The organism is Catenibacterium sp. RTP21428st1_D7_RTP21428_210409 (assembly GCF_040227455.1).
In the GTDB taxonomy this organism is placed as follows: Bacteria; Bacillota_I; Bacilli_A; order Erysipelotrichales; family Coprobacillaceae; genus Catenibacterium; species Catenibacterium mitsuoka_A.
In genome coordinates this window covers 1-14,254 of record NZ_JBEHVX010000067.1, presented here as the reverse complement: position 1 = coordinate 14,254, position 14,254 = coordinate 1, and the positions used below count along the sequence as shown (strand labels likewise).

Sequence of the window (14,254 nt, the reverse complement as noted above, 5' to 3'; positions counted from 1 at the left end):
TATTTCTGAGTGAACTGATAAAGAGAAGCTTTCTTAGGCTTTAATACTTTGTTTGACATATGATTATACCTCCATCTGATTTCTAATCTAATTGTAGAACAGATGGGAAATTCATGTGTCCAGTTCGGCTTCATGAACGCCGTTTAATCGGTGTTTATGAAATTTAATTTTCACTAACCTGTGGTTTGTGGGTATTCAAATTCTTTTTTCCTTTCTTTATAGTTTATAATAATCGATTAACTTTATTTCAGTATACTATGTCACAGTATATATGTAAAGGCTTACATTTAAAATGAAATTTATATTTTATCAATTATAGTCAAACACAAAAAGGTGGCTCTACCACTGAAGATTGTCATTTTTGACAGATAAACAGCATATGTTTTTATTTATCGGCATGCCCTTTTTTTCTGAATCTGTATTTCCTAGCACCAAAATATCCTCTTGCACATGGTTCAATGCAAATTCTTACAAAATCTCGAGCTATTTACAAATACCTATGTACGGCAATCAATCTTGTAGCCACCATTGATTTACCTTCTCTCAAGATTCACCTTCTCTCAAAATGAAAAGAGCCATCCTTCAGACAGCTCCAATCAAACTAGCAATATTAAATATTTTTTTGAATACCCATATTCCACAGGCAATTATCAAAATATGAAATGACACTTTCAATTTTGTTGGCATTTATATAAAAAATGATTTCAATAATTGGATTTACCTGTTGATTATGGGTAATTAAAAATATTTTTATTTATAAGTTGCTGATTTAGTAATTGTTCCGCTTTTACTGCAGGTCACAGTGTTTTTACAATAAATATCTTGAATTACTAAACCATTTCCATCGTATTCAACTCCCCAATGGAAATTACCAGAACAATATGCTTTATACGATGTTCCTGATTTCTCTTTCCAGCCTTTCCAATTTGAAACCTGCCAAAGTGTTATCGCCCCTTTTGTATAATAATAGTCAAATCCACTTTTATACCATGCCTTTGAACCATTATAATAAAATTTGCATTCAACAGTCAGTGAAAAGATTTTATTTCCTATTACACTATAATATGTTTTTGATGATGTACCTGTCTTCGATTTTGTTGTAGCTCTTGATAAACCATCATCACTTACAGTTAAAGTGTCCACTATAATACTAGAAGGTGTGATTACAAGTTGTTGATTATCCCCTATATCATAAACCAATTCATATCTGTCATTGAATTTCTCTGATGATTTTAAGTATACAGTGTTATTGTCTTTATTATCTGTAAGTACTTCAAGAACATCTTCAAAAACCGGATTTGTATTTGACTCACAATATCTCTTTATTATTCCATCGTATTCTGCAGATTTCAGCGAATTTGCAAGAACTTCGCCAAATTTTTCATATTCCTCGTAATTTGAATTGTCAATCTGAATTTCTTCATCCAAATTCAATGTAGTGAGATTATTTTCACTTGCAAATACATTCACGATACACGATAGACTTAAAGCCATCATTAAAATTAATGCTACTATTCTTTTTATAAGAACCTCCTAACTTAAAATACTACACAGCAGAAAAATTAATTACAAATAAGAAAACTAAAAAAAGCAACAATATGACAAGAAAAATCAAAACGCATTTTAAAACCTTTTTTGAACGACGATTTCTACTTGCCAACTGTTCTACCACTCTCGCCAGTTCAACTGCCATCATATCTTCATTTTTCCCATCGGCAACATCTGATCCTATTAGTTCGCTCACAGACACATCTAATATTTCTGCCAATTTTATTAACATGTCGGCATCTGGAACTGATATTCCCTTTTCCCACTTCGAAATAGTTTGTCGCACAACGTTCAAAGTTTCTGCAACGTTTTCTTGCGTTAAGCCTTTTCGTTTTCTAAATATTTTCAAATTCTTGCTTAACATTTTATGGCTCCTCCTTCATTTGTTTGCTTTATATATACCTTAAATAGTTGCGTTGCACAAGCAACACATATTAACATAGCGTAATTTTATCGTATCAGTAGGTTTATTTTTGCAACAAAGCAACATTTTCACTCAATCTTCGGCACCTTTCAAATACATAGATTTCGCCATGGTGAAAACAGTAGTGCCAGGCACTATTAACAAATACTTATCCCATCTCCTTATTAATCAATCATTGATTGTAGGGTTTAAGGGCAAGAAAAAAACTCTGTATTAAATACAGAGTTTAGTGAGTCTGACCTTCAACAGTCTTGATATCTTCCTGGTTTTCACCAATAGCTTTAACAGCTGCTTCAATACCAGTTACAATCTGTTCAAGACTTAATGATGGAGCAATTGGCTTACGGTTAATAACCTGGCTAGTGATGAATGGAACATGCATGAATCCACCACGAACATCTGGATATTTATTTGCAAGTGTATAAAGTACACCATACATTAAATGGTTACATACATAAGTACCAGCAGTATTAGAAACACTTGCAGGAACACCTGCTTTACGAATTTCTTCAGCCATTGCCTTAATTGGTAATGTAGCGAAATAAGCTGTTTCTCCATCTGCGAATACTGGACCATCTAAAGGCTGATTTCCTTCATTATCAGGAATACGTGCATCATTGATATTGATTGCAACACGTTCTGGGTTTAAATCAAAACGTCCCCCAGCCTGTCCAATACATAATACAGCATCTGGTTTTTCTTTTTCAATTGCAGCAGCTACTGTATCGATAGATTTGTAGAATACTGTAGGAACCATAAGTTTTACAACTTCTACATCTCCTACCTGATCAGAAACTCTTTTAACAGCTTCCCAGGCAGGATTGATTGGTTCGCCACCAAATGGGTCGAAACCTGTTAATAATAATTTCATTTGAAAGCCTCCTTAGAATGCTAAAACATACATTAAGATAATATGAATTACTAACATAATTAATGCAACTGGACCCTGAGTCATAATAATTCTGTATTTATTCTTAGTTTCCAGCAATGCAGCAGGCATGATATTGAAGTTTGCAGCCATAGGAGTCATTAATGTACCACAGTAACCTGCAGTTAAACCTAAAGCACCAACAACAATAGCATTTGCACCCTGTGCAATTAAGAATGGATAACCGATACCTACTGTAATAACAGCGAAAGCAGCGAAACCATTACCCATGATCATTGTAAATAATGCCATACCTACACAATAGAAGATAACTGCAATTAAGTGATTTCCTTCAGGGATAAGTGCACCTACACCAGCAGCGATAACAGCACCTACACCAGCTGCAGTAAATAATGAACCTAATGCAGATAATACCTGAGGTAAGATACCTGTAGAACCAACATTATCATTTAATCTAACACCATCTTTGAAAGGTGTAGATAGTTTTGGTTTAAAGATAATATATGCAACGATTAATGCAGCAGCAGCACTAATACCAATCGCATTGTTTGCACCAAGATTTGGTAAGAAAGTTGCAACTAATACGGCAACAAGAGCTAAGCATACTGGTGGGATAAATGATTTATATCCATATTTGTCTGCATTATCACGAGTTTCCTTAGCAGTTGGGATATGTCTTGCAGCTGGTTTTACTAAACCTAAACCAGATAATACAGCAAGAAGAACAACGATTAAACCAGTAATCCAAGTTGGAATATATGGTCCAACCATAAATGTAACAGCAATTAAGAACCAGAAAATGGCAGTAGTTACTGGCTTTTCACAGTCTTTGTTAGTTAAGGCATTAAACCCTGTTGCAGCAAAGATTGCACCAATGACGCAGTAGAATACTTCTGCAATAATAGTGGCTGTATTCCATTCAATTTGTAACATTGTTATTTGCCTCCTTTTCCATATTTCTTATTAAGTTTCTTATCGAACCATAAAGCATAAGCTCCACCAACAAAAACAGAAATAACTGCAATTGGAATAGACCATAATGCGATCTGGTTAGCAGTAACAACCTGGTCAATACCATGTGACTTAAATAATTCGTTTAAAGTTGCAACAATAAGTAATGTTCCTGAAGCACCCATGAAACAGTTCTGAGCAAAGAAGTTACCATAGTTTTCAGTAGCTGCAGCCATACCTTTGATCTCATCTTCTGTATCTTCATCAATATCACCATATTTCGCAATCGCAGCAGCCTGAGCCATTGGATTGATTAATGGACGGATGAACTGTGGATGACCACCAATTCTTAATGAGAATGCAGACGCAACAGTACGAACGCCTTCCCAGATCACTAACAAGCGACCTGTAGTAGCATTCTTAATACCCTTAATCAAGTCTACCGCTTTATCACGTAAGCCCATACGTTCACATAGACCTACAACTGGTAAAGTTAAAATAAATAAAGTTGCTGTACGGTTAGTTAAAAAGGCTGTACCTAGTGTATTTAAAATGTCCATGATAGACATACCACTGATTAAACCTGTTACTAAACCAGCAACAACAACTGTTGCAAGAGTATCGAATTTCATTACAAACCCAATAACGACAATTACGATACCAATAAGTTTAATAGCATCATTCATATGTTTTTCCTCTTCCTTCGTAAAATTTCAAAATAATTATACCAATAAATGTCGCTATATGCAAATTGATAGAGATAATGTTTCATTAAAATACAAATTGAACACCCTTACATTTTACGATATTTGAACAAACAAAAAGAGGAGCACTATAATACTCCCCATTCAATCGGCTGAATTGCCTTGGCATGTCCATCTTTCATGATAACTTTATCATCTACAATAATAGTTGGATTATGTGTCACTAAATCAAAATGTCCACGCGCATTATGACTGCCTCCTAAGGCAAGATTTCTACCAAAACCAATATGGAATGTGCCAAAAGCAGACTCATCTTCAATATAGCTGGCTCCACGACACTTAGATATTGTATTTAAACCTATTCCAAATTCTGCGGCACAATACATTTCTAAATCATCAAATGATTCTAAGTATTCTTTCAGTTTACGTCCATCTTCCGTATCTTCGATATAAGTGATATAACCATTCTCTATTTTTATTTCTACAGGTTTATCCACTATTCCTATGTATCCCATTGATCCATCTAATATAAGTGTCCCATTTGTATGATATTCTACTGGTGGTATATAGATTTCAAAGCTTGAAGAAGAACATTTTCCTACTTCCCATAATGAACCATGGAAGATACCTGGAAATCGATCTGTAATATCAAAGGTGAGGTCTGTACCACGTTTAGTCGTGACATGTATTGTTTTTGCATCACGTAATTCCCAGAACATTGGCATACCTAACATTGTGGCTTCATCAGGATCCATTTTTAAGAATTCCTGTTCAAATAATGATTCACCATTATTTGTAGACATTGGCATGGATAAGAACTGTGCGCCACGTGAAAGTGCATAGTTCACAGCATCTGTTGTAATAAATGAATAATTCGTTGCACCTACTATCGCATCTGCTTTAGCCATTTCCCATTTTAAATCATCTATACTTTTACCATTTTGTATTTCATGTGATTTTAACTGGACAACCTTACATCTAGCACCTATATGATCACATGCTTTTGAGAAGGCATCTGCTTCTTTAAGTTTTGTTTCATCTGTCACAAAATATACTAAATTATCTTTTGTAAGATGGAGCCAGTCTTCTACAACTATTCTTGCTCCTTCATTTATATTCATGTAAAATCAACCTCCAATGGTTATTATATATAAAATCAACATTTCTTGCGATACATATGATATAAAACTACTCAACAACTTGTATTGCAGTTCAAACAGATACTACTCCTTCTACTCTTGTACGTATCGCAAAGAAGCTAGGTTATTCAGTAAGTTTAGAAAACTTGGTGTAGATGCAAGAATCTATACAGATGGACACCTATTACCAGAAGTACTCAATAATAATGGTGTCCCTATGATTGCCCTCACAAATATTGTAGAGAATGATTTATCTCATCTTGTGAATGCATCACTCTATGTATCTACAAGAGAAAAATCTTATAAGAAAAACTGGCGCAATTAACAAAATTCCGCCAGTTCAATAATACTATTCTTAAGAATGAAGAATAGAGTCTCCATTTGTTTCAATGATTTCTTTATATTCTTCATAAGAATCTTTTAGTTTTCTTTCAAGTGTTCCATGTCCATCATTAAAACGATCAACATAGACAAAACCATAACGCTTCTTCATTTCTCCAGTACCTGCAGAAACAACATCAATAGGTCCCCAATATAAATAACCCATGCATTCAACACCATCTAGAATGGCTTCATGAACATACTTTAAATGTTCCTTAATATAGTACATTCTATATTCATCATGAATATGTCCTGTTTCATCTAGATTTTCATCTAATCCAATACCATTTTCTACAATAAAGAGTGGTAAATGATAACGATCATATAAGATATTCATAACATAACGGATACCTTTTGGATCAACTGGCCAGCACCAAGGTTCTGGTGAACATTCCTTTACAAATGGATTAGCACGTCCTTTTAATCCACCTGTATTACCATCCATATCAACAGACTGATCATATGTACTAGAACGATAATAACTAAATGAGAAGAATGCGACTGTATTTTCTTTTATTAACTGTAATTCATCATCTCTCATTTCAGGTGCACAGTCATGTTCTCTCCATACACGTTTTACATAACCAGGAATTTCTCCTAAACAGAAGACATCACCAAAATAGAAGTTATTTAATCTTACTGTATTATATGCCCCAAAGACATTATCAGGATTGCAGTCATATGGATATGTCGCAACAGATGAACATGTTAACATACATCCTACTTGTGCATCTTTATCAATTTCACGGCATAGTTTAACTGTCCAAGCATTGGCTACACAGATATTATAGTAAGCAAGCCACTTATCTTTTTCAGTTGTTGAACCAATAGGATCACTTGGATCATTTGGATTATCAATAGTCAATACTCCACCAGCAACTAGTGGGTTAATCATCATATTATTGACTTCATTAAAAGTAAGCCAGTATTTTACTTTACCCTTATATCTCTTAAATACTGTAGTGACATAACGTTTCCAGAAGTCAATGAGTTTACGATTACTCCATCCTCCATATTCAGTAATAAGATGTAGAGGTGTTTCATAATGACTTAATGTGATCACTGGTTCCATACCCAGTTCCAACATTGTTTCAATCATATCATCATAGAAAGCTAAACCTTTTTCATTAGGTGTTTCTTCATCCCCGTTAGGGAAGATTCTACCCCAGGCAATAGATGTTCTAAAGCAGTTAAAGCCCATACCAGACATTAACTTTAAGTCTTCTTTATATCTATGATAGAAATCAATGGCTTCGTGACTTAAGTATGCTTTATTAGGATCTAAGCACATTTCATATTTCTTTGTTTCTTCATTCCATTTAATACCAGGATCCTTAGAACCAATACCAACCATCACATCAGTGACATTAGGTTCCTTACCATCTTCTAGCCAGGCACCTTCACATTGATTGGCAGCAACAGCGCCACCCCATAAAAAATTCTTTGGAAAACTCATATTCTTTCCCTCCTATGATTCTATTCTAATCCAAAATAAGAAAAAATATGTTGTTCTTCCTATTTATGAAAAATATTTCTAAATATGAAAATATGTGAATCTCGCGTTAAAAGGCTATATGCATCATGCATATAGCCTCAACTATTATTTAATAATCTTGAAATAGTGACCTGGTTCAATCATGTCTAAGAACATCATTTCTTCTTCTTTTACATGACCACAAAGGTTTCTTTCACCATCATTTGGAATATCTCTTAATGCGATTTCTAATTCACCACGATAGTGAGCTAAATTATCATTAACGATTAATACATCACCACGATGGAACATCTTCTGTTCTGTTTCACGATGTGGGATACTTTCATTCTTATACTTTACTCTGCTTCCAGATGAACGTAAGAAGAATGAAGAATGATCATAACGGTCCCAGTGTGGATAGTAATCATAAATGATTTCCTTTTCAACATCTGATAAACCTTCTACTTCATCAATCTTGAAGCAGATGTTCTGGTAATCAACTTCTGATAAAGCTTTTAATTCTTCTTCTGAAGCATAAGCATTACCAATGATAATATCATCAACATCTCCAGTTGCAAGCATTAAACGAGCCTGTAAATCAATTGGAAGACCTCTTAAGATTTCTACTGTTGGTAATCCACAGAATACATTCCAAGGACCATGTGTATGTGGCTGATTGCTTGATACGAATGCAGCTGTATGAAGATTTAATGATTTCCAATAAGCATTGAAGTTAACGAAATAGTTCCAGTCTAAACCAGAATATCTTTCTGGGAAGAAGTTATGACAGATAATAACCTGATCCTTGTTTCCACCCTGTTCTAATAATAATTCAACACCCTGGTCCATAGAACCGTTGAATTCAATCTGAATATTATAAGGATTTCTAGTAACCTGGATATCTCCTGTAGTACCAAATGAACCATCTAAACGGATGATATCTACACCCATATCATGGAATGGTTTTAAATCACTATAAGTAGCTCCTAAATGTTTAAATACTTCTGGGTTAGTATCTACTGCAACAACATAACCTAAAGAATGTGCCTTATCCATGAATTCTCCAAAGTCCTTCATGATCTTTTCTTTTGGATCATTCACTGATAATAAACAAGTAAAGATTCTTGAGAAGCCATACTTAGCAGCAAGTTCTAAGTAATCATAAACTTCTTTCTGAGTTGATTTTTCAGGATAAACTGAAATTCCTAAGCGATGCATAATAAATCCTCCTATTTTTATTTTCCGATAACATTATATCATTTATACCAACAAAAACAACATGTATTTTACATGGTATAAATACGCTCTATCTATATTATACAATAGTTGATTTAGGTTGCGTTAGATTTCATTATTTTGCACATGCTTTCTATTTGATATATAATGAGCATAATAAGGAGGGCTTCTATGACACTCAATAATATATTAGCGTTCTGTGTGACATTCATTATATCTGTCATCCTAACCCCTTTTATCGGTAAAATCACAAAAGAAATGGGTATAATAGCTCATACTAATAATAGAACTGTACATCACGGTATTATTCCTCGTACGGGTGGATATGCCATCTATGTGGCATTCCTTATAGGGGCAATGGTATTCCTTAAAACAGATAATCAGATCAACTCTATATTAATAGGTGGTTTGATTGTTTTCTTATTCGGCTTATATGATGATATTCATGACCTTCCTCCAAAGATGAAGGTTCTTGGACAGGTCGCTGCAGCACTTATAGTCATATTTTATGGTGGTATATCTTTAAAGGGATTTACTATTCCTTATATTCCTACTATTCTTTCTTATTCTATTGCCTTAATAATCACTCTAGGATGGATTGTAGGTATTACCAATGCAGTAAACCTCATTGATGGGTTAGATGGTTTATGTGGTGGAATATCCATGATTGTATTGATTACTACAGGACTCATTTCTATACATTATGGACGTACAGATATCACTTCATTAACACTCTTACTTGCAGGATCCATTGGAGGATTCTTAGTATTTAACTTCCATCCTGCAAAAATATTTATGGGTGACTGTGGGGCTTTATTTATTGGCTTCATGTTATCTGTGATTTCTTTATTAGGTTTTGGATTTAAGACCTCTACATTCTTTACTTTAGGGGCTCCTATTGTCGTACTCGCAGTACCTATCATGGATACACTCATTGCGATTATTAGACGTAAGGTTCATCATCAACGCTTTGATGAAGCAGATAAAGGACATTTACATCATAAATTGATGTTCTCACTAGAACTAGGTCAGACTAAGAGTGTGCTTATTCTATATATTGCGACTGCATTATTCTCTATCTGCTCATTTATCCATATATATAGTGTGACTGCATCTATTCTATTATTCGCATTATTACTCCTTGTATTTGAGATATTCGTGGAATATACCAATATGATTTCACGTAAATATAAACCAATTCTTACTATTCTCAATATATTCTTAAAAAGAGATGATTTACCAAAGATCAAAGAATCTAAGACATATTTAATGATAGCAAAAAGACATCATGTGAAATATATTCTTATTGGGTTCTTATGTGCTGTGATCACAGTAAGTGGCGTCCTTGTTTATCATAATCATAATGATAAGAAGCCAGTAGTAAATACTCCAGTCATTACTTATGAGATGCCAAATCATCCTACTTCTTTAATGAAATCAGTACATGAAGATATTAATGCATCTCATACTAAGAGAAATACATGTCAGAATGTTGCTGCATTATTTGCGATTGATTTCTTTACTATCTCTAATAAGAAGAAAGATGAGATTGGTGGTGCGCAATATTTCTATAGTGATCGTTTAGATAACTTTGAAGAGTTTGCAAAGTCTAGCTATTATGCAAATGTGAATGATATGATTGCGAATAAAACAAATCTTGATGAAGTCACAACATATGAAGTGAACTATACAAGAGCATCCGATGTCACATTAAGTGGTTTAGAGGATTATGAATATACGGATGTTGGGTTAGAAATTACATTTAATAAAAAGAATTTCTACTACAACTATCAAACAATTAATATTAAAGTAACACTTATAGAAAAGAATAACCGTTTTAGTATTGTATCCCTTGACTTCAACGATGGTGCGAACGAATAAAGGTGTTGTAATCAATATATTTTTATGATATTATTTATTCGCTAATGTAGAAAAAGTCTAAAAGAGAAGGAGGCAGGAAAAATGTTAGAAGTACTTTTGATCATTGTTTCTATAGCCCTAATTATTGTGTGTCTTTTACAAACGGGAAAAACTGATGGTATTGTTAATGCATTAACTGGCCAGAGCTCTAATCTTTTTGCACAGCAAAAAGAAAGAGGTGTGGATTTAGTTCTTACACGTATTACTGTGGGACTAGGTATTGCATTCTTTGTTATCGCAATTCTTATTAAAATGGCAGGATAATAATAAAGGGGCACTTATGAGTGCCTCTTTTCTTTTGTTGGAGGTGAATATATGAAAGAAGATGTTTTAGAATTATTAAAGAATAAAGACTTAAAAGATAGAAGAATAGATGCTCTAGCAAGTGCACTACATTATGATTCTACTGAAGAATATATCGCATTTGTAAAGCTTATGAATAAATTAGAAGAAGATGGTGAAGTGATTAGAGATAATCATAATAACTATCATTTAATAGATGATTTCCATTATTTAAAAGGTGTTTTGAGTTTAAATAAAAAGGGATTTGGTTTTGTAAAGGTTGATGAAGAAACTGAATACTATATTAATAGTAAGAACCTCAATGGTGCTTTTGATCAGGATGAGGTTATGATTGAAACAACTATCTATAGAGGAAAACCTGAAGGACGTGTTGTAAAGATCATTAAACGTGGTATGACTCGACTTGTTGGATTAGTCAGAAAAGGTAGAAGAGAACTCATCATCATGCCTGATGATCCTAAGTTTACTGATTGGATTTATGTAGATGAAGCCCATGCACATGGTGCTATGCCTGGACATAAGGTTGTTGTAGAGATTAAGAAGTACAAGCCTTATTTAAAGGGTGATATTGTTAAGATTATTGGTCATAAGAATGATCCTGGTGTTGATATCTTATCTGTTGTGAATAAGTATGATGTAGATATTGATTTCCCACAAGCAGTCTATGATGAGATTGAGTCTATTCCTCAGTCTATTGATCCAAGTGATATTCCTAATCGTTTAGATATTAGAGATTGGCAGATTGTGACTATTGATGGTGATGATGCCAAGGACTTGGATGATGCGATTTCTTTAAAGAAATTAGATAATGGGAATTATCAGTTAGGTGTTCATATTGCGGATGTTTCATTCTATGTGAATGAAGGAACTGAATTAAATAAGGAAGCGATTAGAAGAGGAACTTCTATTTATCTTGTAGATAGAGTGATTCCTATGCTGCCTCATAAGTTATCTAATGGGATCTGTTCACTTAATGAAGGTGTGGACCGTTATGCAATTAGCTGTATTATGGAGATCAATGATAAGGGACAGGTTGTAGATCATAATATCTACCCTACTGTTATTAGAAGTTCTCATCGTATGACATACAATAATGTGAATGCAATTCTTGCAGGTCATAAAGGATTAAAGAAGAAATACAGTGATTCTGTTGAATTATTCTTTAATATGAAAGAATTAGCTGCTATCTTAAGAAAGAAGAGAGATCGTCGTGGTGCGATTGACTTTGATGTAGATGAAGCAAAGGTTCTTGTAGATGATAAAGGACGTGCTGTAGATGTTGTCTTAAGAAATCGTGGTGAGAGTGATCATATTATTGAAGAATTCATGTTATGTGCTAATGAAACAGTGGCTGAACACTTTAAATGGATGGATGTACCTTTTATCTATCGTATACATGAGTATCCTAAGAAAGAGAAGTTACAACAATTTGTTTCCATTGCGAAGCCTTTGGGTTATACTATTCATGGGTCTCTTGAAAAGATCAACCCTCATGAATTAGCACGTATGATTGAAGAATCTAAGGGAACACCTGAGCATGATATTATTTCTACATTATTATTAAGATCAATGCAGAAAGCACGTTATGATGCTCAATGTCTTGGACACTTCGGTCTTGCGGATGAATTCTATACACACTTCACATCACCTATTAGACGTTATCCAGACTTATTGGTACATCGTTTGATTAGAACTTACTTATTTAAGAATGATTATTCTAGAATGAATGAGTTTGAAGAAATGATTCCAGTACTTGCTGAACAGTCTTCTAATCGTGAAAGAATTGCGATTGATATTGAACGTGAAGTAGAAGATATGAAGAAAGCTGAATTTATGTCTCATCATGTTGGTGAGGTATTTGATGGTTATATTTCTTCTATTACAAGTTTTGGATTCTTTGTATCACTTCCTAATACCATCGAAGGTCTTGTTCATATGACTTCCTTAACAGATGATTATTATGTTTATGATGAAAAGAATCTTATTCTTATCGGTGAACATACAGGACGTATGTTCAAGATGAGTGATCCAGTAAAAGTCAGAGTAATTGAAGCAAATAAGCTAGAAAAGACAATTGACTTCGAGCTTGTAAAAGCTGGAAGTCATAGAAAGAAGAAAAGAAAATTCCGTACAAGAAGGTAATATATATGAAAATCATCTCAAATAACAAAAAAGCATATCATGATTATTTTATCCTAGAAACTTTTGAAGCAGGTATTGAACTAAAAGGTACTGAAATCAAGTCTATTCGCAAAGGCAGTGCCAACCTTAAGGACTGTTTTGTAAGAATTAAAGACCATGAAGCTTTTATTGAGAATATGTATATTGCCCCTTATGAAAATGGAAATATCTTTAATCATGAACCTAAACGTATTAGAAAACTATTGCTTCATAAGAAAGAAATTAGTAAACTAGAGAAGAAGGTTCGTGAGGATGGTTTAACAATCATTCCTACAAAGCTTTACTTCAATACCTCAAAAGCAAAGTTAGAAATTGCTCTTGCAAAAGGTAAGAAGCTTTATGACAAGCGTAATGATTTAAAAGAAAAAGATGCTAAGCGCGATATTGAGAAAGCTCTCAAACGCGCTTATTAATGGGGGCGTCTTGGATTCGACAGGGGTCAGTTTGAATCAGGCAGCAGTCGTTGGCAAACGTTACATGCACAAACAAATATCTGGAAACAGAACAAATTACGCTTTCGCTTAATAGTCGACATAGACTTGCGAATGCAGACCTATCTGCGCTTACACCTTTAGAGTCTGTAACATAACCTGTAAGATAAGGGATATAGGATGTTCTGACTATATTCATGAAAATCAATCAGAAATCGGTATGCGAAAGATTGCTTATTGATCGTAACATACTTAAATTGATTCAATAAGATAAACTGTAGACACCTGATATGGAACGGCTTTTGGACGGGGGTTCGATTCCCCCCGCCTCCACCAAATTTAAGAGTTAAAATGGATGTCATCAAAAAAACTGATGAAATCAACATTTTTTAAGATATTTTAAAGAATCAAAAAATAGCGATTTATGTGGGTATCACTACCTAGAAATCGCTATTTTTTACTTTAAAGATGAGGTAAAATGGATGTAATGAAAGTAAAGATTGCAGATTATTTATGTTTGATGGAAATTATTAGATAATTTGAATACCCATAATCTACAGGTAACGATTTAAGAGAAGTGTGGAGCAGAAATATTTAGGATATAGACTATTTGTCTATGACTGATAGGAAATGATCTCTGTAGGTATTTCTTGATTTTATCCATGATAGTCTT

The 14,254-nt window shown here is 33.8% G+C and carries 13 protein-coding genes and 1 other RNA gene; 6 read left to right on the top strand and 8 right to left on the bottom strand.

The annotated features are described in order from the left end of the window. Window positions 1-750: 750 nt before the first annotated feature. The 6 genes from ABUA27_RS09530 to ABUA27_RS09505 all read right to left on the bottom strand — a co-directional run bounded on the left by ABUA27_RS09530 (window position 751) and on the right by ABUA27_RS09505 (window position 5,637). The gene (locus tag ABUA27_RS09530) at window positions 751-1,497 is read right to left on the bottom strand and encodes a hypothetical protein (protein WP_288834326.1); all 747 of its coding nucleotides are present in this window, start codon (window positions 1,495-1,497) and stop codon (window positions 751-753) included. 49 nt (window positions 1,498-1,546) lie between these two features. Then, window positions 1,547-1,912, bottom strand: coding sequence for a helix-turn-helix domain-containing protein (locus ABUA27_RS09525; protein ID WP_349820617.1), 366 nt, complete (start codon window positions 1,910-1,912; stop codon window positions 1,547-1,549). Between the two features lie 286 nt (window positions 1,913-2,198). After that, window positions 2,199-2,843: a pyroglutamyl-peptidase I gene (gene pcp, locus ABUA27_RS09520; RefSeq protein ID WP_129981607.1), complete on the bottom strand. Its 645-nt coding sequence runs from the start codon at window positions 2,841-2,843 to the stop codon at window positions 2,199-2,201. 12 nt (window positions 2,844-2,855) lie between these two features. Then, entirely contained in the window at window positions 2,856-3,794 is a 939-nt protein-coding gene (locus ABUA27_RS09515) for a DUF979 domain-containing protein (protein WP_129981608.1), read from the bottom strand. 2 nt (window positions 3,795-3,796) lie between these two features. Beyond that, entirely contained in the window at window positions 3,797-4,498 is a 702-nt protein-coding gene (locus tag ABUA27_RS09510) for a DUF969 domain-containing protein (protein ID WP_129981609.1), read from the bottom strand. A 146-nt stretch (window positions 4,499-4,644) separates the two neighbouring features. After that, window positions 4,645-5,637: a 2,5-dihydroxypyridine 5,6-dioxygenase NicX family protein gene (locus ABUA27_RS09505; protein ID WP_129981610.1), complete on the bottom strand. Its 993-nt coding sequence runs from the start codon at window positions 5,635-5,637 to the stop codon at window positions 4,645-4,647. 16 nt (window positions 5,638-5,653) lie between these two features. Between ABUA27_RS09505 and ABUA27_RS09500 the strand changes: the two genes are divergently transcribed. Then, entirely contained in the window at window positions 5,654-5,980 is a 327-nt protein-coding gene (locus ABUA27_RS09500; RefSeq protein WP_349820616.1) for a hypothetical protein, read from the top strand. A 30-nt stretch (window positions 5,981-6,010) separates the two neighbouring features. Here ABUA27_RS09500 and ABUA27_RS09495 read toward each other — a convergent pair whose 3' ends face one another. Then, complete coding sequence (locus tag ABUA27_RS09495) at window positions 6,011-7,492, bottom strand: glycoside hydrolase family 1 protein (RefSeq protein ID WP_288834331.1); 1,482 nt, start codon at window positions 7,490-7,492, stop codon at window positions 6,011-6,013. A gap of 144 nt (window positions 7,493-7,636) precedes the next feature. Beyond that, entirely contained in the window at window positions 7,637-8,728 is a 1,092-nt protein-coding gene (locus tag ABUA27_RS09490) for a DUF871 domain-containing protein (RefSeq protein ID WP_006504857.1), read from the bottom strand. Between the two features lie 189 nt (window positions 8,729-8,917). Between ABUA27_RS09490 and ABUA27_RS09485 the strand changes: the two genes are divergently transcribed. The 5 genes from ABUA27_RS09485 (at window position 8,918) to ssrA (ending at window position 13,917) form a co-directional block, all read left to right on the top strand. Next, the gene (locus ABUA27_RS09485; protein WP_287845315.1) at window positions 8,918-10,627 is read left to right on the top strand and encodes an MraY family glycosyltransferase; all 1,710 of its coding nucleotides are present in this window, start codon (window positions 8,918-8,920) and stop codon (window positions 10,625-10,627) included. Between the two features lie 81 nt (window positions 10,628-10,708). After that, window positions 10,709-10,930, top strand: a complete 222-nt coding sequence (gene secG, locus ABUA27_RS09480; RefSeq protein WP_006504859.1) for a preprotein translocase subunit SecG — start codon at window positions 10,709-10,711, stop codon at window positions 10,928-10,930. Window positions 10,931-10,981: 51 nt separating this feature from the next. Beyond that, a complete protein-coding gene (rnr, locus tag ABUA27_RS09475) occupies window positions 10,982-13,111 on the top strand; it encodes a ribonuclease R (RefSeq protein ID WP_349820615.1) in 2,130 nt (709 codons plus the stop codon). A 5-nt stretch (window positions 13,112-13,116) separates the two neighbouring features. After that, complete coding sequence (gene smpB / locus ABUA27_RS09470) at window positions 13,117-13,563, top strand: SsrA-binding protein SmpB (RefSeq protein WP_349820614.1); 447 nt, start codon at window positions 13,117-13,119, stop codon at window positions 13,561-13,563. Window position 13,564: 1 nt separating this feature from the next. Further along, window positions 13,565-13,917, top strand: a transfer-messenger RNA (tmRNA) gene (ssrA, locus tag ABUA27_RS09465). Window positions 13,918-14,254 lie beyond the last annotated feature (337 nt).